This is a genomic window from Nocardiopsis sp. NPDC058631 (assembly GCF_042716955.1).
Classification (GTDB): Bacteria; Actinomycetota; Actinomycetes; order Streptosporangiales; family Streptosporangiaceae; genus Nocardiopsis.
In genome coordinates, this window is record NZ_JBHXQY010000042.1 from 1 (window position 1) to 19888 (window position 19888).

The window sequence follows — 19888 nt, forward strand, 5'->3', positions numbered from 1 at the left end:
GCCTGGGGGTTCTCCCCGAGGCGCACGACTCGGTGGTGTGCCTGACCTACGACGGTGACCGACCCCTGCTCGTCCGCCACCGGGACCGCGGCTGGGAGTTCCCCGGAGGCCACACCGAGCCGGGTGAGTCGGTCGAGGACACCGCACGACGGGAGGCGAGGGAGGAGGCCGGCGCCACCCTGGCCGAGGTCGCAACCCTGGGCCACTACGTTCTCGCGAGCGGGCACGTCACGGTCGTCACCCATGCGCGGGTGACCCTGCTGGAGCCCCTGGCCGGGGACTTCGAGACCGTCGGTGTGCGCGCCTTCGACGTTCTGCCGTCCGACGACGAGCTCTCCTGGGCGGACGGCGTCTACGCCCACCTCCTGCGGGCGCTGGGATTGCCCGGAGCCCCCGGCCCTCAGCCCCCGACGGTCCTGGAGTAGGTGGTCTCCACGGCGACCAGCTCGTACCCGAGCCGCCTGTTGATGGCCAGCATCGGCGCGTTGTCCTCGTGGTTGCCGGTGTACGCGCGCCGGATGCCCCTGTCCCTCGCGAGGTGCAGGGCCACGGTCTTCGCGTAGCCCGCCAGGCCCCGGCCCCGGTACTCGCGGAGGACTCCCGTCATCGCCGACTCCATCCGGGTGCCCCTGTCGGACGCGTAACAGGTCATGCCGACCGGGGAGCCGTCGACCAGGATCGCCAGGCTCAGGGAGAGGTCGTTGACGGGGTGCGCCCACACGGTGGAGCGCCAGTCCTCGTAGGGCATGAACCGGCCGTCGGTGTCCGCGCCTGGCTCGTCCGCCGTGGCCACCCTGTCGATCTCGTAGAGGGGCCGGGCGTCGTCCACGAACGCCTCGAAGGGCCGCAGTTCCACCCCTGCCGGAGCGGGCGGGGCACTCGGTACGGCTGTGAGGTCCAGACCCAGGATGTGGTGGCTCCCGACCGCACGGTAACCGCGTTCCGACAGCAGGAGGGCGAAGCTCTCCCCGCCGATCTGGACGTCGTCCCCCGCGGCCTCGGCCCGCAGGACCTCCGCCCCCCGCTGGACCAGAAGGCGTTCGGACTCCTGCAGGAGACGGGAGGCCACGTCGGTGTGCAGGTGGGTCTCGGCGACGGCGGCGAGGACGGACATGCCGATCCTCCCCGTCGGAGAGGGGTTCCCCGCACGCTGGAGCCTTGACCGGAGGTGGCCGACCACGCCACCGCCCTCCTCCACGGCGACGAGACCGGTCTCGTCGAACCCGGCCGAGGGGTGGTCGAGCCGCCAGAGCATGCCCTCCTCCGTCAGGACCCGACACGGGTTGGTGCGGTGCAGGAGGGCGAGGACCGGGGGTATGTCGGCCCGCCGGAGGGAACGGATGGCGATCGTCATGCGGCGAGGCTAGGCGACCGCGACCGTGACGGCACCCCCTTTTCCGGCGCTGGACCGCCGAAGGCGGGGGCGGATCTGGCGGAGGCCGGAAAGGGGCAACGGGCAGACCAGCGCCCCCACCCTCCGCTGAGACGTGACGCCGCACACCACCCGGTTCGGCACCTGTGCCACCGACGTGCTGGGCATCGGGTCTGAGGCGTTCAACCCCGCCCTGAACGAAGTCGACTTCACCGTCCTGGGCCTGGCCGCCTGAGAAGGCCCTGCGGCCAGGTGGAGACCCGGGCCCGGCCGGCGATCCCGCACATGAAAGGGTCAGCGGCTTCTGACCGCTGCTGCGGGGAAGAGTTGCTGGACCGCGGCCACGGCGGCCGCCCGGCGCTGTGCCAGGAACCGGTCGCGGTCCTGGCGGTCGGTGCCCTCGCCCAGGTCGGTCCTGCCTGCCCAGGCCGTGGCGATCTGGTTGACCAGGACCAGAACGTCGACGGGTTCCCAGGCCGGGTCCAGGTGTCCCTCATCCTGGGCCCGGCGCAGTTGTTGGATCTTGTAGGCCATGGACTCTCGCACCGGGTCGTCCTTGGGTGTCCGCGTCGGATCCAGCTCCAGCTGACCCCACATCATCAGGCGGTAGCGGTCGGGGTGGGCGGCGAAGTAGTCGTGAACGCGGCCCGCGTAGCCGGGAAGGTCGGTGGGATCCAACCGGGTGGCCTCGGCCACCGCCGCGAGCTCGCGGGCGGAGGCCACCCGGTACAGGGCCTCCTTGCTGCTGAAGTAGGCGTAGACGCGTTCCTTGCTGGTGCGGGCGGCCTTGGCGATGCGGTCGATGCGCGCCCCGGCGATCCCGTGCCGGGAGAACTCGGCCGTGGCCGCGGCGAGGATGCGGTCGTGGGTCGAATCGGCGCCGGCTGAGGGAGTCATCCCCCCAGATTACCGAACCGTCCGGTTTGGCCCGATCACCCAAGCGGCATACAATCAAACCGAACAGTTTGGTTTGATCAAGGGAGTGCGCCATGCAGCACCGCACACTGGGCGGTCAGGGCCTGATCAGCTCGGCGATCGGCTACGGCACCATGGGACTGACGATGGCCTACGGGCCGGGCGACGAACAGCAGGGCCTCGCCTCGATCCGCCGTGCCCACGAGCTCGGCGTCACCCACTTCGACACCGCCGAGCTCTACGGCATGGGAACCGGCTCCAACGAGAAGCTCGTCGGCCAGGCCGTGAAGGATTTCCGCGACGAGGTGGTGATCGCCACCAAGTTCGGCTACGACTTCTCCACGGACCACTTCACCGGCGCCCTCGACAGCCGCCCCGACAACATCCGCACGGTCACCGACAACAGCCTGCGCTACCTGGGCGTGGACCACATCGACGTCCTGTACCAGCACCGTGTGGACCCCGACGTGCCCATCGAGGATGTCGCGGGCGCCGTCGAGGAGCTGATCGAGGCCGGCAAGGTGAGGTACTTCGGCCTGTCCGAGGCCGGGCCCGACACGATCCGCCGGGCGCACGCGGTGCAGCCGGTCTCGGTCCTGCAGACCGAGTACTCGCTGTTCGAGCGCGACGTCGAGCGGCTCTTCCCCGTCCTGGAGGAGCTGGGTATCGGCTTCGTGGCCTACTCTCCGCTGGGGCGCGGGTTCATCACCGGCACGGCCAGGCCCGCCGGGGAGTACGACCCCACCGACATGCGCAACGCCGACCCGCGCTGGCAGCCGGGCAACTTCGAGAAGAACGTCGAAGCGGTGGACCGGCTCCGTGAGTTGGCCGCGGCCAAGGACGCCACCGTCTCCCAGGTGGCCCTGGCCTGGCTTCTGGCCCAGGGAGAGCACATCGTCCCGATTCCGGGCACCCGCAGCCCCGAGCGGGTGGAGGAGAACACGCGCGCCGCCCAGGTCACTCTGACCGACGCCGACCTGGCCGCCATCGACCACATCCTGCCCGCAGGCGGGTTCGGCGCCCGCTACGCCGAGGGGCAAACGCCCACCTGGATCTGACGCCTCAGCGCGGCCGCTCGGCGGCCGTCGATCACGCGGGCCCGGGCCCGCGTCGTGGAGCACGACGGGGTCAGGGGCCCGGCGCCGGCCGCTCCTCGTCTACGGAGCGGGCCGCCACAGCGGCCCGCAGCTCTTTCAGGTCCGGGGTGTGGCCGTACAGCGTCCCCGGACCGACACCGAGCACCTTGGTTTGTCGAAGGACGTGCGCGGCCCGGCTGCGGTCAGTCGTCTTCATCGTGCTGATCGTCCTCCTTCTGGTGCCGGACGGCCGCCGACTGCTCCCGGGAGTCGAACCCGCTCTGTGCCGTGTCCGACTCCGGATGGCGGGCCGCGGCGTCCTTGTCCATCTCGGGGTGCTTGCCCATGTCCTCTACCTGCCCGTTGACCAGCCCATCGCCGCTTTCCGGTGTACTTGGTCCGCCCCCTGAGCAGGCCGAGCCCCCAGTGGCCGACCGTGGTCGCCTCGGGCGCGGGTCGGGTGGGCCACTCCGAACGACCGGATTGGTCTACTCTCTGACCTGCGCGAACGCCACTGCGGATGAGCGCTGAGCTCCGGATCGGCCCTGTGGTGACCCAACCGGACACGCGATCACGGTGCGTCACCGATCGGCTTGTGTTCACGCAGTCCAACGACCTGTGTGAGTCGGCCGACTAGGGTAGAAGAGGAAGGAAGCGACCGAGCGTGAACAATGCGCACCCGCGACCTCAGCGCCCGAGGAAAAGGAGCGGTGATGGACGGCAAGACTCTGCAGGACACGGCCCACAAGCACGCCGAGTCCCTGGCGGAGGCCGGGTTGGAGCACCCCTTCGGACCCGACTGGGAGGTCTTCAAGGTCCAGGGCAAGGTGTTCATGCTGATGACCGAGGTCCCCGGCAAGTCGGTCGTGATCCTCAAGTCCGACCCCGGTGAGGCCGAAGCCCTGCGCAAGACCCACGCCGACATCACGCCGGGCTACCACATGAACAAGAGACACTGGATCACCCTCGCTCCCGGCGGCTCGCTCGACAAGAAGCTGATCCGGGAACTGGTGACCGAGTCCTACCGGCTCGTGGTGAACAACCTGCCCCGGCCCCGCCGCCCCGTCGGGTCCGGGACCGCCGGCGCTCGGAGCTAGGTCGTCGTCCGGCTCCGTCCTGCCAAGGTCATCGCCCACCACGGCATCATCGGCTGAGGAGAGAGTCGGGCCCGGGGCCGGATGGACGTTCGGGTATCCCGGCCCAGGCCGCACGAACCGCGGCCCTGCGGCAGCTCGTCCTCCAGGCGCCCGCCCTCGTCATCGCCCGCTCGCGGGGTTTCCATGACGTGACCACCACCCGAGTCACTGCAGACGCGGGTGGCCCCTGGATCCGCTACGCCCCTGACCGCGACTCTCCGTGAAGATTCGGCAGGGGTCCGGTCTCGAACAGCGCTGCTCGGATACGCGAGCCTGCCGGTCTGGGCCCCTTGGGGGAGGGTCGCCGAAACCATCCCCCGGGCCCCACCTGCCCGTTGTCCCTGTCCGGCGTATCTTGTCCGCCCCCCCGAAGGGTCAGGAGCGCTCCTCGTCCGCCTTGCGCCTGGCCTCGGCCTGCTCCTGGGCGAGCCGGTCCAGCCAGTGCACGATGCCGGACACGTTGGTCTCCGGACCGGCGAGGATGTCGAGGACCGCCGCGGACTCCGGCGGCGCGTCGGCGGGGAACGGGCGGTACCTGGAGACCACCTTGTCCCGGACCATGGCGATGGCGTGGTCGAGGTCCCCCGTGCTCCCGTGGGCCTCGCGCACCGTCTCCACCCACAGCCGTAGTTCCGCCTCGGCCTTGTCCAGGGTCTCCGGAACCGCGGTGACCGCACCGAAGTGGGAGAACATCAGCCTCTGGGCGCCGATGTCCCCGAACAGCCGGAGGGTGCGCAGGCACGCCTCCAGGTCGAAGTCCGGGGGTGGCGTGGCGGGGCTGATGTCCCCGGTGAGCGGCCTGTACACGCCCAGAGCGTCGCCGACGTAGAGGTCTCCGGTGAGGGAGTCCACCAGGCCCATGTGGTGTTTGGCGTGACCGGGCGCGTAGTGCGACACGAGCCGGCGGCCTCCGCCCAGGTCGATCTCCCCGGTTTCGCCCACGGCGCGGATGCGCGTCGCCTCGGTGGGGCTCATGTGTCCGAACAGGGTCTCCAACCGGTCACCCCACACCAGGGCGGCGCTGGCCATCAGCCGGCTCGGGTCGGCCAGATGGCGGGCGCCGCGCTCGTGTACGACGATCTCGGCGTTGGGGAACAGCGCGGCCATGTCACCGGTGCCGCCCGCGTGGTCCAGGTGGATGTGGGTGACGACGATGGTGGCCAGGTCCGCGGGTGCGACGCCCAGGCGTGCGACGGCGTCGTGCAGGACGCGTGCCGAGGTGGCGGTTCCGACCTCGACGACGCAGGGCCGTTCGGAACGGATGAGGTAGCTCGACACGACCCCCGGGTATCCGGCGAGCATCGTGTCGATGGCGAAGATGTCGTCGCCCAGGGGGGTGATCCCCTCGGGCAGACCGCTCACGTCCACGTCGTCGTGCACTGCAAGCACCCCTGCTTCCTCGGTCGTCGTGCGGTACGGAGGAACTGTCCCGGACCGAATCCGACTCTAGGACAAGGGCGTCGTGACAGGTGGGATCGGGGGCGGAGTAGGGGGACGGCGGTCATCCCTCCCGGCTGTGGCCCCTGGTGGGGGAGGGCGTTCGCCGGGCGTCGCCGGGAGTTGTCCACAGGTTGGGCCCGGGCCTTCTCTACCGGGCGCGGGCGGGTGATCCTGGAGATCAGGGCAGACGCCCCACCGCTCGCGGACCGCCGTACCCTCGGTGTCGCCCGCGCTCTCCGCCGCGTCGCGCCCGTTCCCTCGCCCACCAGCCCAGGAGGACGCATGCGCCAGGAGACGACGGTCGCCCGACCGCCCGCCACAGCCCGCCCCCCGACCGACCGCCCCCGCACCGACACGGACCCGCGCACCCTGACGGGGCCGAACGGGCCCGGCCTCCGGGACGCACCGGACGGCACCGCCGGGCCCGGTCCCCGTCACGAGGCGGACCACCGCAACGAGATCGTGGTGGCGGGGCGGATCACCGCAGAACCCCTCGTGCGCGAGCTTCCCAGCGGGGACCGGGTCGCCACCTGGCGGATATGCGTGGCCAGGCCGACCGACACCAGGTACGCGGGGCGCGGGTTCGATTCGATCACCTGTGCCAGCTTCGACCACGACCTGCACGAGGGGATCCGCGCCTGGCGGCTGGGTGACGTGGTCCGGATGAGCGGCGAGCTGCGCCGTCGGACCTGGCGCGGACGCGAGGGGGTGCGCAGTGTCTGCGAGGTGGAGGCCAGGACCGCGACCCTGCTCCGTGCGGTCGGGACGGGGGCCGTCGAGCGGAAGGCGACGGGGCGGTGAGGCCGCGGCGCGCGTGCTCACCAGCCCAGATGGGCCAGAACGCCGAGTGCGGCCGGACCGGCAGGGTTCACCGTTCCGTCCGCCCACACGGCCACGCACAGGGCACGGAGGCCGTCCAACCGGTCACCCGCCCCCTCGATCGCCGGTGCGCCCTCGGTGACGGTCACCGTCCACCCTCCGCAGCGGGTCCGGTCACCGGCACGCGCCACCTCGGGGTGCGTGTCGTTCATCCCCGACACGTCCCACGACAGGTAGGTGGGCCGCTGGTGTTCGGGTGCCGCGAGGGCGTCCGCGGGCGTGGTCACCCCGGACAGCACCAGCAGGCTCGCGGCACCGTGCACCGTGGCCCCCTCGATGTCGGTGTCGAGCCGGTCGCCGACGATGAGCGGGTTGCGGGCGCCCGTGCGGCGGATGCCCTCCTCGTGCAGAGGACGCATCGGCTTCCCCGCGATGACGGGTTCGACCCCGGTGGCGTGCGCGATCACCCGGACGAAGGACCCGTTGGCCGGGGTGACCCCCCACTCGGTGGGGGCGGTGGCGTCGGCGTTGCTGGCCACGTACAACGCACCGCGCGACACCGCGAGCGTCCCCTGGTCGAGCAGGTCGCGGCTCATGCCCCGCGCGTACCCCTGGACCACGGCCACCACCGACTCCGAGGCCACCGTCACGGGGCGCAGCCCCATCTTCCGGACCGCCTGGCGCAGGCCGGTGTCGCCCACCACGAGTACGTCGGATCCCGCCGGGTGGCGTTCGCTCACCAGCCGGGCGGCGGCCTCGGCAGAAGTCACGACGTCCCCGGGTGCCGCGGCCACCCCCAACTGGGTGAGGTGCTCCGCGATCCGGGCGGGTGTACGACCGGCGTTGTTGGTCACGAACGCCACCCTGGCACCGGCGGCCCGCGCCTTGCCCACCGCTTCCGGGGCCGAGGGCACCGAGTCCGGGCCGATGTACACGACCCCGTCCAGGTCCAGGAGCATCGCGTCGTAGAGCGTGTTCAGGGGACGGTCTGCGGCGAGCAGGGACATCTCGGGGAACCTGTTCCGTGCGGTGGGCATGGTCGGTGTTCAGGCTATGGCCTGACCTTCCACCGCCGGGACCGCGCACCCCCGGAAAGGGGGGTGCCCAGCGTCGTACGGGTCGGGCCGGCCGTTCGCGGCGCGGGACAAGGGGGCGGATCCGCACGGGGAGGGCGGCGCACCGCCTCCTCTGCCGGGGCGCGGGCACGCGCCCCGGCAGAGGAGGGGCCGGTCGGCGGGGCCTGGGTCAGAGGGACACACGGGTCTGCGGTCGGCGGGAGGCCTGCGCCTGGACGGCCACGGCGGTGGGCTCCTCGGGAACCGGGCAGGGAGGGAACGGGGGAAGAGGGGCCATGCTCGCAGTCGGCACACTCTTCGGCCACCGGATGGCCGGGGCCGGAGTCTGTGGTCGGGCGCTGGGGAGGAGCCCGACGGGCACGGGAGGTCGAGCGTTCCGTGGGGTCGGCGCCACGGAACGGGTGCGGAAGACCCCAGGGCGTCCCTACGGTCGGCGCCATGGTTTCGGAGCGCGCGGAGCAACACCATGGACCCATGTTCTCCGTACGAGCCCCCGCGGCGCTGCTCGCCGTCTCCATCCTCCTTGTCGGAAGCCCGGCCGCCGCTGAGGTGGAAGACCCGGTGGACCGGCAGCTGACGCCCGCTGCCGTCGACGCCTATCTGGACGGCTACCTGGAGTCCTCGCCACTGCCGGGGGCCGCGGTCGCCGTCACCCGGGGCACCGAGGTGGTGCACGTCGCGGGTTACGGCACCGACTCCGGGGGCGAGCCGATCACCGCCGACACACCGATGGGCGCGGCCTCGGTGAGCAAGGCGTTCACCGCGCTGGCGGTGATGCAGCTCGTGGAGGACGGCGAGGTCGGCCTCGACGACCCGGTGGTCGAGCTGCTGCCCGAGTTCACCACCGCCGATCCGCGCGGCGCGGACATCACCGTGCGCCAGCTGCTCACCCAGACCTCGGGGATGTCCGACACGGCCTTCCGTGAGAAGAGCGAGCCCGCCCCCGAGGACCTGGCGGGCGCGGTCGCCCGGCTGGCGGGGGCCGGCCTGGCCGCGGAACCCGGCACCGAGGAGCACTACCACAACCCCAACTACCACGTGGCGGCACGCATGGTCGAGGCCGTCAGCGGCCAGTCCTTCGGCGAGTTCCTGGAACGGCGCACGTTCGGGCCCCTGGGCATGGACGACACGGTCACCGTCGACACCGTCGGCGAGGTCTTCGACGCGGGTGTGGCCACGGGCCACATCGGTGTGCTGGGGCACGCGGTGCCCGTCGCCGAACCCGAGAGCTACGTCAACGGCGCGGGCGGCATGGCCACCACTGCCGCGGACATGTCCCGGTGGCTCGTCGCGCAGAACAACGGCGGGAAGGGTGCGAACGGGGCGCGGATCCTCTCGCAGGAGGGTGTTGCCGCCACCCACACCCCGCTGGGCGGTGTCGGGCCGGGAGAGCGGAAGGGGCTGGGCTGGGACGCGGGCGAGACCCCCGCCGGGTCGCCGATGGTCTCGCACGGCGGCATCCAGTTCACCTACACGGCCCACCAGGTCCTCCTACCGGAGAGCGGGTACGGGATCGCGGTGATGGCCAACACCGGGCTGGGCAGCGCCGACGCCTCCGCACTGGCGTACGGTCTGGTCGCCCTGGCCGACGGGGACCGGCCCGCCTCGGCGATGGGGCCGGTCCTGCTGGGGGTGGACGCGGTTCTGGTGGCCCTGACCGTGTCGGCCTGCTTCCTGGCCTACCGGGGGGTGCGCGGCTCCGGGGCGTGGGTCGCCGCCGCTCGGGGACGGGGCCGGCGGCGCACCGCGATCCGGCTGGTGCCCGGCCTGGCCGTGATCGCCGCCGCCGCGGTCCCGCACCGGTTGGTGGCGGCACTCGCCCAGGGCCGTGACCTCACCTGGTTCCAGAGCCTCTACACCGCACCCACGGCCGTGGCCCTCCTGGTCACCGCCGCACTGGCCTTCGCCGCGGTGTACGCGGCGCGGGCGGTCCGGTGGGTCCGCGGGAGCCGGTCGCGGGGCTGAGCGCGTCCGTGCCGTGCGGGCGGCCGGGCGGGTCCGGGCGTTCCGCGTCGGGGCGCAACGCCCGGAAGCTCAGTCCAGGACCCTCATGACCAGGCCGGTGCGCGGTTTGGGGCCGAACGAGGTGGACTTGCGCGGGGTCAGTTCGCCGCGGTCGGCCACCGCGTACACCTGGTCCACACCCAGGGCGGGTACGACGACGGCCGTCCCCTTCTCGTCACGGGCGGCGGCGACCGCCTCGGCGGGGTCGTCGTGCACCATCCGCACCCGCTCCTCCGGCACCTCCCACAGGGGCACGAGCACCTCGTGGAGGACAGCCGTGGACAGGTGGCGCCAGGCGGGTGACCGGCCGGGCATCGCCCGCTCCAACACCCCTGCGTCGAAGCCGTGCACCAGGTGGGCGTTCCCTTCGGCCGACACCAGCAGCAGGACGGGGGACTCCGCCCCCGCCCTGGCCGCCATCGTGGCCAGGACGTCGGGTGAGGCCGCGCCGAGCGGTTCCACGGAGGCCACCGCCCGGACCGCCCGGACCGCGGTGTCGGTGTCCAGCCCGGGAAGGACCCGGTGGATGGCGCCCAACCGGGGAGGATGGGTGTCGCTGTCCACCAGCAGGGCCAGTCCGTACGCCCAGCCCGGGTCGGCGTACTCGCTGTGGAGGCACCGGTAGGCGGCGTAGCGGTGGTGCCCGTCGGCGATCAGGGCGGACCGGTCGGCCAGGTCGGCCGCGATCCTCCGCAGTTCCGCGGGGGCGGTGACGGCCCACAGCCGGTGTTCTGAGCCGTCGCGGGTGCGGGTGGAGACCAGTGGGGCCTCCGTCGTCACGGCCTCGGTGGCGGTGCTGGCGGCCCCGCCGCCGCCCCGGTAGACGAGGAAGATCGGTTCGAGGTTGGCCCGGGCCAGACCCATCAGTGTGAACCGGTCGCGCACCGGAGGGGCCGCCACGGCCTCGTGCGGGCGTACCGCCGACCCGGCGCCGTCCTCGGGCAGACGCAGGTTGCCCACCAGCCCGCGCTGGCGCCGGCCGTCCGCTGTGACCTGCTCGTACACGTACAGGGCGGGTTCGCCGTCCAGCGCGAGCACCCCGTCGTCGATCCAGCTGTGCAGGAGGTCGGCTGCGGCGCGGTAGCGGTGCGGCACGGCGCTGTCCGGGGCCTGTCGGACCAGTGCGTAGGGCAGGGTGACCCGTGCCGCGTTGTGGGGGTCGGACCGTTGGAGCTTCCGCGCCTCCTCGGCGTCGGGGATGTCGTAGGGCGGGGCCAGGAGACGCGAGATGTCGAAGTCCCCGTCGATGAACCGGTCCACGTCCGGGTTCGTGTAGCGCAGACCGCGGAAGGGGGCCAGTTCGAGAGCGTGGCGTGGCATCCCAGCAAGGTACCCGCCGCGGGGCGGCCGTCGGGTCCGCGGCCGCGGCGGGTCAGAGGAGGCGGCGCATGCGCAGGAGGTCGCCGACGGCGGCCTCCACCCTGACCCTGCGGGTGAGGAGGGCGTGGGTGGCGTCCAGACGGCCCTCGGCCAGCGCGACCAGGCCGTCGCTGTCGACGGTGATCCGGACTTGGGGTTTCGGGGAGGGCAGGGCGAGGGACCGGTGGGCCACGTCGGCCAGGCCGTCGAGGGTGAGGCGCATGTCGAACGCGGTCGCCAGGTCGGGGACGACCACGCTGACCGAGCGCTCGCGGATGTGCTTGCGGCGCTCCTCCTCGGGTTCGGCGAGAATGCGCTGGTTGATCTTCTCGATTCCGACGAGACAGGAGTCGATGCTGCTCATGGCGACATCATGCCCTACCGGGGGGCGCCCGGAATCCTTCTGGTTCCCACGGGACGAATGGGATGGCCTGCCGGGATCGCGTGTCAACGGCGGCTCCGCGCGGGTAGCGTGGGGAGGGCCCCCGCTGCGTAGTGGACCCCCTCTTCCTGCGCCCTTCCCCTTTTCTCCCGCGGTCCCATCAAGGAGCACGTGAATCATGGTCGTCGACGCGGTACGCACCTACCTGGATGCCGCCAATGGCCTCACCGAACTCTCGCGCAAGCAGGCCGTCGCCGCAGCCAAGACCCTGCTGAGGGCGAACGGGGCCGGGGGCCCCGCCGTCCCCGGGACGGGCGGCACCGACGACCCGCCGCCGCGGGTGGGACAGAGCATCCAGGCCCTGGCGGGCGAACTGATCGCGACCAGCCAGTCGAACCGGTCCGCCATCGCGGACCTGGTCCGCGCGGAGGTCGAGCGTCAGCTGGAGAGGATGGACGTCGTCCCGCGCGGTGAGCACGAGCGGCTGGTGCGCAGGGTCGCCGAGCTGGAACGCCGTCTGGCCTCCCGCCACGCGGTGGAGAGGGTCCTGGCCCCGGAGCCCGACGGGGCGCCCTCCCCGGTGGCCCCGGCCGCCACCGGACCCGCCGGGGCGGTGGCGGAGCCCGCAGAGCAGGGCGGCGGGGCGTCCGGCGGCGCCGCCGGACGCCCGGACGCCCCCCAGCGCACGCGCGAGGACGCCGCAGGGGAGGCATCGCGGGTCCGAGCGGTCACGGCGGAGGCCACCGCTTCCGAGGAGCCCGCAGATGCCGGGGCCGTCGCGCGGGACGGGGCCCAGGACTCCTCCGGTGAGGACTCCGCCGACGAGGACGCGGCGCCCGGGGCGGCCGGATCCGCGGCCAGGAACAGACCGCGGACCCCGGCCAAGACCACCCGGGCACGTTCCACCGCCAAGCGCACCCCCAAGGGCAAGGGCGCGGCGAAGAAGTAGAGTCGGGCGAACACGATCACCGGGAGAACCATGGACCCCAAGGAACAGGCCGAGGTCCTGGCCGAGCAGACTCTCAGCAGTACCAGGGAGCGGCTGGGAGCACTGGGTTCCCGTCCCACCGCCGAGCACGTCGCGGTCTTCGACACCCTGCACCAGGAGCTGTCCGGTGTACTCGGTGCGCTCGACCAGAACGCGAACACCCCCCGCTCACCCTCGGTATCGTAGGTAACCATGGCAAAACGAACTCGGCTCGACGCGGAACTGGTCCGACGCGGGCACGCACGCTCCCGGGGCCACGCCGCCGAGATCATCGACGGCGGCTTCGTCAAGGTGGCCGGGATCGTGGCCTCCAAGGCCGCGACCCAGGTCGGCCAGGACCAGCCCATCGTGGTCCGGGCCCCCTCCGACGAACCCCCCTACGTGTCCCGGGGCGCCCACAAACTCATCGGTGCCCTCGACGCGTTCGCCCTCGACGTCACGGACCGCCGCGCGCTGGACGCCGGCGCCTCCACCGGCGGGTTCACCGACGTGCTGCTCCGCCGCACGGCAGCCCACGTCACCGCTGTCGACGTCGGCTACGGCCAGCTCGCCTGGGCGCTGCGCAGCAACGACCGGGTGCGGGTGATGGAGCGGGTCAACGTCCGCGAGCTCACCCCCGAGATGATCGGCGACCCCCGGCCCGACCTGGTCGTCGGTGATCTGTCGTTCATCTCGCTGAAGCTGGTCCTGGGGCCGCTCAAGGACTGCGTGACCTCCGACGCCGACTTCGTGCTCATGGTCAAACCCCAGTTCGAGGTCGGCAAGAACAAGGTCGGGGCGGGGGGAGTGGTCCGCGAGCCCGCACTGCGCGCAGAGGCGGTCTCCGACGTCGCGGCCCACGCCCTCACACTGGGCCTGGGCGTGGTCGGTGTGACCGCCAGCCCGCTTCCCGGCCCCTCCGGCAACGTCGAGTACTTCCTGTGGTTGCGCGCCGACGCCCCGCCCCTGGACCCGGCCGACCTGGACCGGGCCGTGGAGGAGGGGCCGAGCTGAGGGGCATGGCACCGTGTCGCAGGTGTCCGGTAACGTGACCCGGCCGGGTCGAACGCTCCCGGTCGGTACTCGGGCTCCCCTGGTGGGGAGCGAACGTAAGGGGACGGCGATGACCAGCGGACGCAGTGTTCTCCTGCTGGCCCATACCGGTCGGCCCGCGGCCGTGCGCAGTGCGCAACTGGTCCACGAGAGCCTCAGTCGAGCCGGGTTGACCGTGCGCATGCTCAAGGCCGAATTCGAGGAACTGGCCGCGGCGGGCTGCGTGCTCTCACCGATCGAGGTCGTCGAGCCCGCCGACGCGGCCGAGGGCGCGGAGGTGGTCATGGTGCTCGGGGGCGACGGCACGCTGCTGCGGGCCGCCGAGATGGCGCGCCCCGCCGGAGCGCCGCTCCTCGGTGTGAACCTGGGGCACGTGGGCTTCCTCGCCGAGGCCGAGCGCGAGGACCTGAGCGCCACCGTGCGCAACGTCGTCAACCGCGACTACGACGTCGAGGAGCGCATGACCCTGGAGGTCGCGGTCTTCAACGGGGGACGCAACAACGGCACGCCGTCCGTGCGCTCCTGGGCGCTCAACGACGCCACCCTGGAGAAGGGCGAGTCGCGGCGCATCCTGGAGGCCGTTCTGGAGATCGACGGCCGGCCGTTGTCCCGCTGGGCCTGCGACGGGGTGGTGTGCGCCACTCCTACGGGGTCCACCGCGCACGCGTTCTCCGCGGGGGGACCGGTGGTGTGGCCGGACGTCGACGCGCTCCTGGTCGTGCCGCTCAGCGCGCACGCCCTGTTCGCGCGGCCCCTGGTCGTGGGCCCGCACGCGACGATCGCCTTCGAGGTGCTTCCGGACACGGCGCCCGGGGTGCTCTGGTGTGATGGACGACGTATGGTCGAACTGCCCGCGGGGGCGCGAATCGAGATCACCCGTGCCGCGACCCCGGTGCGGCTGGCCCGGTTGCACCGGGCACCGTTCACCGACCGGCTGGTGGCCAAGTTCGGCCTTCCGGTCGCGGGTTGGCGCGGGCGGGTCGAGCACGGCCACTGACCGCGGAGCGCGTTCCGGCGCCGCGTTCGCGTGTGCGCGTGCAAGGAAGTGGAGTCAACCACAGGAGAGGGATCGGTGCTCGAAGAAGTCCGCATCCAGGGACTCGGGGTCATTGACGACGCCGTTTTGGAGTTGTCACCGGGGCTGACCGTCGTCACGGGTGAGACCGGCGCGGGAAAGACCATGGTCGTCACCGGGCTCGGGCTGCTCTTCGGTGGGCGCGCCGACCCCCAGCGTGTACGGCCCGGAGCCGACCGGGCGGTGGTGGAGGGACGGTTGACCGTTCCCGCCGGCGGCCGTGTGGCCGAGCGTGTGCTGGAGGCCGGCGGCGACATCGACGACGACGTCCTCATCCTCACCCGCGCGGTGTCGGCCGAGGGCCGGTCGCGCGCCACGATGGGCGGGCGCTCCGCACCCGTCAGCCTGCTCGCCTACCTCGCCGACGACCTGGTCGCGGTGCACGGGCAGTCGGACCAGCAGAGGCTGTTGCGGACCGACCGGCAGCGCTCCTCGCTGGACCGGTTCGCCGGCGAGCAGCTCGCCAGGGCGGCGAAGCAGTACACCCTGGCGTACCGCCGCCACCGCGAGGTGACCTCCGAGCTGGAGGAGCTGGTGGAACGGGCGCGTGAGCGCGCCCAGGAGGCCGACATGCTCCGCTTCGGGGCGGAGGAGATCGCCGCGGCCGAGCCGCTGCCCGGCGAGGACGCCGAACTCCTGGCCGAGGAGACCCGGTTGGCGCACGCCGACGGCCTGCGCGTGGCGGCGACCACCGCGCACGAGGCCCTGGCCGGGGACCCCGCCTCCGACGTGGAGGTCGACGTGGCGGCGCTGCTGTCCGCGGCCCGCCAGGCGGTGGCGGCGGTGCGCGAGCACGACACCGAGCTGGCCGCCATCGGCGACCGTCTGGACGAGGCGTCCTACATCCTGACCGACGCGGCCACCGAGCTCGCCTCCTACGCCGAGTCCGTGGACGCCGACCCCGGTCGTCTGGCCCAGGTGCAGGAGCGCCGCGCGCTCCTGACCTCGCTGTCCCGCAAGTACGGCGAGACCACGGACGAGGTGCTGAACTGGGCCTCGAACGCGGGAAAGCGGCTGGCGGACCTGGACAACGACGACGAGCGCATCGAGGCCCTGCGCGCGGAGGCCGACGACCTGTACGAGGGTCTGGACCGGTCCGCCACGGAACTGACGCGCATCCGCACCGAGGCGGCCGACCGGTTCGGTGCGGCCGTGACCGAGGAGCTGACCGCTCTGGCCATGCCGCACGCCCGCGTGAGCGTGCGGATCACCACGGGTGAGGAGTTGGGCCAGTACGGCCGCGACGAGGTCGAGGTCCTGTTGGCCCCGCACCCCAGTTCGCCGCCGCTGGCCCTGCACAAGGGTGCCTCGGGCGGTGAGCTCTCCCGGGTGATGCTGGCCATCGAGGTGGTGTTCGCGGGAGCCGACCCGGTGCCCACGTTCGTCTTCGACGAGGTCGACGCGGGGGTGGGTGGCAAGGCGGCGGTGGAGATCGGCCGCCGTCTGGCCAGGCTCGCGCAGCGCTCCCAGGTCATCGTGGTCACCCACCTTCCGCAGGTCGCGGCGTTCGCCGACGCCCACCTGGTGGTGGAGAAGTCCACCGAGGGCCTGGTCACGGAGAGCGGCGTGGTGCGGTTGGACCGTCCGGGCAGGGTCCGTGAGCTGTCGCGGATGCTCGCCGGCCTGGAGGACTCCGAGCTGGGTCGCGCCCACGCGGAGGAGCTGCTCACCAACGCCGACCCGGAGCGCGCCTACCCCGCCGCCTGAGCGGGGAACCCGGGTCCGCCGAGCGGGGCGCGTCCGCCTGCGGGCTCGGGGCAGGACCGTCGTCAACGTCCCCGATGGGGTGGTGACGCCGGTCCTGCCCCGAACACGCCGATCTTCCAGCTGTGATAACTCACCGTAGCCGAGTTCTGACAGTATGCCAGCGATGAAGGTATCGGATGCGCTCAGCGCCACAGTCATGCGGTTCCGCCGATCCCGGGCGGACGCTCCCACGGGGCTGGTCGCGCCCGTCCGCTCGGACCGCCGCACCAAGAACCTGACCAAACGCCTCCGCCCCGGCGACATCGCCGTCATCGACCACGTCGATCTGGACAGGGTCAGCGCCGAGGCCCTGGTCGGCTGCGGGGTCTCCGCGGTGCTCAACGTCGCCAAGAGCATCAGCGGCCGCTATCCCAACCAGGGGCCCGAGATGATCGTCGCGGCGGGCATCCCCCTGCTCGACGACGTCGACCCCGAGGTCTTCACACGGGTCCGCGACGGCGAGCGCCTCCGGTTGGAGGGAGCGACCCTGTACCGCGGTGACGAGGCGGTCGCCCGCGGGACCCTCCAGGACACGGTGACGGTGAGCGCGGCCATGGCCGAGGCGCGTGCCGGGCTCGCCACCCAGTTGGAGGCCTTCGCCGCCAACACCATGGCCTACCTCCAGCACGAGCGGGACCTGCTTTTGGACGGTGTCGGCATCCCCGACATCGAGACCGGTATGGAGGGGCGCCACGTCCTCATCGTGGTGCGCGGCTACCACTACCGCGAGGACATCGCCGCCCTGCGCCCCTACATCCGCGAGTTCCGGCCGGTCATCATCGCCGTGGACGGCGGCGCGGACGCGGTGATGGAGGGCGGGTACCGCCCCGACATCATCGTCGGCGACTTCGACTCGGTGTCGGACCAGGCCCTGGCGAGCGGCGCCGAACTCGTCGTGCACGCCTACAGGGACGGCAGGGCCCCCGGGCTGTCCCGGCTCACGGACCTGGGGTACGACGCGGTGGTCTTCCCCGCGACCGGTACCAGCGAGGACGTGGCGATGATGCTGGCCGACGGCTCGGGCGCCGCCCTCATCGTGGCGGTGGGCACGCACGCCACCCTGGAGGAGTTCCTCGACAAGGGCCGCTCCGGCATGGCGAGCACCTTCCTGACCAGGCTCCGCGTGGGCGGAAAGCTCGTGGACGCCAAGGGCGTCAGCCGCCTGTACCGCTCGCGCATCTCGCCCTGGGCGCTGCTCGGGCTGGTCGCCGCATCTCTGCTCACCATCGTGGTCGCCGCCTACAGCTCACCTGCGGGACAGGTCTACCTCACCTTTCTCGCGGCGCGCTGGGACGGGTTCTCCTACTGGCTGACGGGACTGCTGACGTGATCGATTTCCGCTACCACCTGGTCTCCATCGTCGCGGTGTTCCTCGCGCTCACCGTGGGACTGGTCCTGGGGACCACCATGCTCCAGGACCCGCTGCTCAACACCCTCCAGTCCGAGACCTCGGACCTGCGCGGCCAGAGCGAGGACCTGCGCTCCGAGCGCGACGTCGCGGACAAGGTCAACGCCGGAGCCGACGAGATGGCCGAGGCGGTGTCCTCGGACATGCTCGCCGGCCGCCTCACCGACCTCGGCGTGGTCGTGGTGACCTCGCCGGGAGCGAACCACGAGGTGGCCGACGGGCTCGCCGAACGGGTCGAGGAGGCGGGCGGCGAGGTCGTCGGCCGGATCGCCCTCGCCGACGCCCTCGTGGACGCGGGGAACGCCACCTTCGTCGACGAGCTGTCGATCCAGGTCTCCCCGGACCCCGACGACCTCACCGGAGGGCCCTACGAGAAGGCGGGGACGGAGCTCGGACGAGCTCTGGCGACCGCCGACGCCGAGACCGAGACCGACGCCGAGACCGACGCCGCAGGGGAGGCCGGGACCGGGGGCGGGACCGCGGAGGAGACGAAGGACGGCGAGGACGCTGCGGCGCGGGACCGCGACGGCGACCACGACGCCGAGGCCGTCCTGGACGCCTTCTCCGAGGGCGGGCTGATCCAGGTCGAGGGCGAACCGGCCGTGTCCGCCGACGCCCTGGTCGTGCTCGCACCCGCGGCGGGGACCGCCGACGGCGCCGACCGCGAGGCCGCCAACGCTGTGCTCACCACCATCACCACCGCACTGCACCGCGAGGTCGGCGCCGTCGTCCTGGCCGGTGACGGGCCCTCCTCCCGTGGTGACGGGATGCTCGCACAGGCCCGTGCGGCGGAGCCGGAGTTCGCCACCGCGGACGTGACCGGGCGGCCCATGGGCGACATCATCGCCGTCCTGGCACTGGCCGAGAACCTGGCCGGGGGCGCGGGCGCGTACGGGATCGGTGAGGGCGTCCGCGGCTTCCTGCCCGACCCGCTGCCCTCCGCGCGCGATGTCGAGGACCAGGCCTCCGGGAGCGCCGAGGACGCGGTGTCCGACGAGGGGGGCCGTGTCGACGAGTCCCGCCGCACCGTCCGGGGCGGGGAGTGACGCCGGTGCTCCCGCACGCCGTGCGCCTGCCGGTGGCGGGGCGGCCCGGACGGGGAGCCCCTGCCGTGCCGTCGCCCGTCCGCTCCCTGGTCCAGGGCCTGGCCGGCGCCGCGGTCGGTGCCGTCGCCGCCCGCGCCGCCTACGCCGTGCTGACGCTGCCCGAGCACGCCCGCGCCCTCGCCGGTCCGGCCCGGCCGGGGGTGTACCGTGCGACCGGTGCCCCACGAGCGGGGACCTCCGGCGCGGACGCCCCCGCAGCCTGGCTGCGCCGCAACTTCCGGGGACGCGTCGTCACCCTCCAGGAGGGGCCCGCCCTGGCAGTGGGGGTGTGCGCCGCCAGCTTCCTCGTCCCCGGACAGGCTCCGCGTGTGCGCGCCGCCTCGGCCCTGGCCGCCGCGGGGGCGGCGGCGTTCGGAGCCTACGACGACCTGTCCGGCAACGGCCAGGCCAGGGGCCTGCGCGGACACCTGTCCGCACTCGCGCGCGGCCAGGTCACGACCGGCCTGGTCAAGATGGTCGGCATCGGTGCCACCGGGGTCGCAGCCGCGTCCCTGCTGCGCCGGAGCCCGGCGGACACCCTGGTGGACGGCGCCCTCATCGCGGCCGGCGCCAACCTGCTCAACCTGTTCGACCTGCGCCCCGGCCGGGCCGCCAAGTTCGCCCTGCTCGTCTCGGCGCCCGCCCTGGTCTCACCCGCGGCGCCCCTGTTCGGCCCCGTGGTGGGCGCCTGCTCCGCGCTGCTCCCCGACGACCTCGCCGAACGCTCCATGCTCGGGGACGCGGGGGCCAACGCCCTGGGTGCCGCCCTGGGCGCCGCCGCCGTCGCCCGGGCGCCGCGCGCGGTACGCCTCGCGCTGTTCGGCGCGGTGGCCGCCCTCACCCTGGCCAGCGAGGTCATCAGCTTCTCCGCGGTCATCGACCGGGTCCCCGCCCTGCGCCGCCTCGACCAGTGGGGCAGGTGTTCCGGCCCGGGGCCGTCGGTCGGGGGCGGTGGAGGGTGACGGGCGGGCAGGC

The 19888-nt window shown here is 72.8% G+C and carries 21 protein-coding genes; 13 read left to right on the forward strand and 8 right to left on the reverse strand.

Annotated elements, in window-relative coordinates:
• Positions 1-2 precede the first annotated feature (2 nt).
• Positions 3-425 (forward strand): NUDIX domain-containing protein, encoded by a 423-nt coding sequence (locus ACFWTE_RS15630; RefSeq protein ID WP_378780094.1) that lies wholly within the window; start codon positions 3-5, stop codon positions 423-425.
• Here the strand turns inward: ACFWTE_RS15630 and ACFWTE_RS15635 are convergent.
• Together ACFWTE_RS15635 and ACFWTE_RS15640 are read right to left on the reverse strand one after the other, a co-directional pair.
• The gene (locus tag ACFWTE_RS15635; protein ID WP_378780095.1) at positions 401-1354 is read right to left on the reverse strand and encodes a GNAT family N-acetyltransferase; all 954 of its coding nucleotides are present in this window, start codon (positions 1352-1354) and stop codon (positions 401-403) included. The two genes, ACFWTE_RS15630 and ACFWTE_RS15635, sit on opposite strands and share 25 nt — an antisense overlap.
• A 312-nt stretch (positions 1355-1666) precedes the next feature.
• Positions 1667-2269, reverse strand: coding sequence for a TetR family transcriptional regulator (locus ACFWTE_RS15640; RefSeq protein WP_378780096.1), 603 nt, complete (start codon positions 2267-2269; stop codon positions 1667-1669).
• A 92-nt stretch (positions 2270-2361) separates the two neighbouring features.
• Here ACFWTE_RS15640 and ACFWTE_RS15645 point away from each other — a divergent pair, with 92 nt between their 5' ends.
• Entirely contained in the window at positions 2362-3345 is a 984-nt protein-coding gene (locus ACFWTE_RS15645; protein WP_378780097.1) for an aldo/keto reductase, read from the forward strand.
• Positions 3346-3415: 70 nt separating this feature from the next.
• Here the strand turns inward: ACFWTE_RS15645 and ACFWTE_RS15650 are convergent, their stop codons facing one another.
• Together ACFWTE_RS15650 and ACFWTE_RS15655 are read right to left on the reverse strand one after the other, a co-directional pair.
• Positions 3416-3580, reverse strand: coding sequence for a hypothetical protein (locus tag ACFWTE_RS15650; protein WP_378780098.1), 165 nt, complete (start codon positions 3578-3580; stop codon positions 3416-3418).
• Positions 3567-3710: a hypothetical protein gene (locus tag ACFWTE_RS15655; protein WP_378780099.1), complete on the reverse strand. Its 144-nt coding sequence runs from the start codon at positions 3708-3710 to the stop codon at positions 3567-3569. Before ACFWTE_RS15655 ends, ACFWTE_RS15650 begins: the two co-directional genes overlap by 14 nt.
• Before the next feature lie 366 nt (positions 3711-4076).
• Here ACFWTE_RS15655 and ACFWTE_RS15660 point away from each other — a divergent pair, with 366 nt between their 5' ends.
• Complete coding sequence (locus ACFWTE_RS15660) at positions 4077-4460, forward strand: MmcQ/YjbR family DNA-binding protein (protein ID WP_378780101.1); 384 nt, start codon at positions 4077-4079, stop codon at positions 4458-4460.
• 414 nt (positions 4461-4874) lie between these two features.
• Here ACFWTE_RS15660 and ACFWTE_RS15665 read toward each other — a convergent pair whose 3' ends face one another.
• Positions 4875-5879, reverse strand: coding sequence for an MBL fold metallo-hydrolase (locus tag ACFWTE_RS15665; protein ID WP_378780146.1), 1005 nt, complete (start codon positions 5877-5879; stop codon positions 4875-4877).
• A 342-nt stretch (positions 5880-6221) separates the two neighbouring features.
• Between ACFWTE_RS15665 and ACFWTE_RS15670 the strand changes: the two genes are divergently transcribed.
• Positions 6222-6740, forward strand: a complete 519-nt coding sequence (locus ACFWTE_RS15670; protein ID WP_378780102.1) for a single-stranded DNA-binding protein — start codon at positions 6222-6224, stop codon at positions 6738-6740.
• Positions 6741-6757: 17 nt separating this feature from the next.
• Here ACFWTE_RS15670 and ACFWTE_RS15675 read toward each other — a convergent pair whose 3' ends face one another.
• Complete coding sequence (locus ACFWTE_RS15675) at positions 6758-7765, reverse strand: HAD-IIA family hydrolase (protein WP_378780148.1); 1008 nt, start codon at positions 7763-7765, stop codon at positions 6758-6760.
• 543 nt (positions 7766-8308) lie between these two features.
• On the opposite strand from ACFWTE_RS15675, the gene ACFWTE_RS15680 reads away from it, so the two are divergent.
• Entirely contained in the window at positions 8309-9799 is a 1491-nt protein-coding gene (locus tag ACFWTE_RS15680; RefSeq protein ID WP_378780103.1) for a serine hydrolase domain-containing protein, read from the forward strand.
• A 69-nt stretch (positions 9800-9868) separates the two neighbouring features.
• Here the strand turns inward: ACFWTE_RS15680 and ACFWTE_RS15685 are convergent, their stop codons facing one another.
• Entirely contained in the window at positions 9869-11158 is a 1290-nt protein-coding gene (locus tag ACFWTE_RS15685) for a DUF1015 family protein (protein ID WP_378780104.1), read from the reverse strand.
• Positions 11159-11210: 52 nt separating this feature from the next.
• Complete coding sequence (locus ACFWTE_RS15690) at positions 11211-11561, reverse strand: SCP2 sterol-binding domain-containing protein (protein WP_378780106.1); 351 nt, start codon at positions 11559-11561, stop codon at positions 11211-11213.
• A 196-nt stretch (positions 11562-11757) separates the two neighbouring features.
• Between ACFWTE_RS15690 and ACFWTE_RS15695 the strand changes: the two genes are divergently transcribed.
• The 8 genes from ACFWTE_RS15695 (at position 11758) to ACFWTE_RS15730 (ending at position 19875) form a co-directional block, all read left to right on the forward strand.
• Positions 11758-12528 carry a membrane fusogenic activity family protein gene (locus ACFWTE_RS15695; RefSeq protein ID WP_378780107.1) on the forward strand — a complete coding sequence of 257 codons (771 nt, stop codon included), beginning with the start codon at positions 11758-11760 and terminating at the stop codon, positions 12526-12528.
• 30 nt (positions 12529-12558) lie between these two features.
• Positions 12559-12753 carry a hypothetical protein gene (locus ACFWTE_RS15700; RefSeq protein WP_378780108.1) on the forward strand — a complete coding sequence of 65 codons (195 nt, stop codon included), beginning with the start codon at positions 12559-12561 and terminating at the stop codon, positions 12751-12753.
• Positions 12754-12759: 6 nt separating this feature from the next.
• A complete protein-coding gene (locus ACFWTE_RS15705; RefSeq protein WP_378780109.1) occupies positions 12760-13560 on the forward strand; it encodes a TlyA family RNA methyltransferase in 801 nt (266 codons plus the stop codon).
• 109 nt (positions 13561-13669) lie between these two features.
• Positions 13670-14596 (forward strand): NAD kinase, encoded by a 927-nt coding sequence (locus ACFWTE_RS15710; protein WP_378780110.1) that lies wholly within the window; start codon positions 13670-13672, stop codon positions 14594-14596.
• Between the two features lie 75 nt (positions 14597-14671).
• A complete protein-coding gene (gene recN, locus ACFWTE_RS15715; protein ID WP_378780111.1) occupies positions 14672-16381 on the forward strand; it encodes a DNA repair protein RecN in 1710 nt (569 codons plus the stop codon).
• 196 nt (positions 16382-16577) lie between these two features.
• A complete protein-coding gene (steA, locus tag ACFWTE_RS15720; RefSeq protein ID WP_378780149.1) occupies positions 16578-17750 on the forward strand; it encodes a putative cytokinetic ring protein SteA in 1173 nt (390 codons plus the stop codon).
• Complete coding sequence (locus ACFWTE_RS15725; protein WP_378780113.1) at positions 17747-18874, forward strand: copper transporter; 1128 nt, start codon at positions 17747-17749, stop codon at positions 18872-18874. The genes steA and ACFWTE_RS15725 overlap by 4 nt, the downstream gene beginning before the upstream one ends.
• A gap of 65 nt (positions 18875-18939) precedes the next feature.
• Entirely contained in the window at positions 18940-19875 is a 936-nt protein-coding gene (locus tag ACFWTE_RS15730) for a hypothetical protein (protein ID WP_378780114.1), read from the forward strand.
• The last annotated feature ends 13 nt before the right edge of the window (positions 19876-19888 follow it).

Coding starts and splice junctions, on each gene's coding strand:
- ACFWTE_RS15685 (WP_378780104.1), bottom strand. CDS start 11,158: ATGCCACGCCACGCTCTCGAACTGGCCCCCTTCCGCGGTCTGCGCTAC.
- ACFWTE_RS15655 (WP_378780099.1), bottom strand. CDS start 3,710: ATGGGCAAGCACCCCGAGATGGACAAGGACGCCGCGGCCCGCCATCCG.
- ACFWTE_RS15700 (WP_378780108.1), top strand. CDS start 12,559: ATGGACCCCAAGGAACAGGCCGAGGTCCTGGCCGAGCAGACTCTCAGC.
- ACFWTE_RS15710 (WP_378780110.1), top strand. CDS start 13,670: ATGACCAGCGGACGCAGTGTTCTCCTGCTGGCCCATACCGGTCGGCCC.
- ACFWTE_RS15670 (WP_378780102.1), top strand. CDS start 6,222: ATGCGCCAGGAGACGACGGTCGCCCGACCGCCCGCCACAGCCCGCCCC.
- steA (WP_378780149.1), top strand. CDS start 16,578: ATGCGGTTCCGCCGATCCCGGGCGGACGCTCCCACGGGGCTGGTCGCG.
- ACFWTE_RS15660 (WP_378780101.1), top strand. CDS start 4,077: ATGGACGGCAAGACTCTGCAGGACACGGCCCACAAGCACGCCGAGTCC.
- ACFWTE_RS15695 (WP_378780107.1), top strand. CDS start 11,758: ATGGTCGTCGACGCGGTACGCACCTACCTGGATGCCGCCAATGGCCTC.
- ACFWTE_RS15705 (WP_378780109.1), top strand. CDS start 12,760: ATGGCAAAACGAACTCGGCTCGACGCGGAACTGGTCCGACGCGGGCAC.
- ACFWTE_RS15675 (WP_378780148.1), bottom strand. CDS start 7,765: ATGTCCCTGCTCGCCGCAGACCGTCCCCTGAACACGCTCTACGACGCG.
- ACFWTE_RS15690 (WP_378780106.1), bottom strand. CDS start 11,561: ATGAGCAGCATCGACTCCTGTCTCGTCGGAATCGAGAAGATCAACCAG.
- ACFWTE_RS15640 (WP_378780096.1), bottom strand. CDS start 2,269: ATGACTCCCTCAGCCGGCGCCGATTCGACCCACGACCGCATCCTCGCC.
- ACFWTE_RS15635 (WP_378780095.1), bottom strand. CDS start 1,354: ATGACGATCGCCATCCGTTCCCTCCGGCGGGCCGACATACCCCCGGTC.
- ACFWTE_RS15650 (WP_378780098.1), bottom strand. CDS start 3,580: ATGAAGACGACTGACCGCAGCCGGGCCGCGCACGTCCTTCGACAAACC.
- ACFWTE_RS15645 (WP_378780097.1), top strand. CDS start 2,362: ATGCAGCACCGCACACTGGGCGGTCAGGGCCTGATCAGCTCGGCGATC.
- ACFWTE_RS15680 (WP_378780103.1), top strand. CDS start 8,309: ATGTTCTCCGTACGAGCCCCCGCGGCGCTGCTCGCCGTCTCCATCCTC.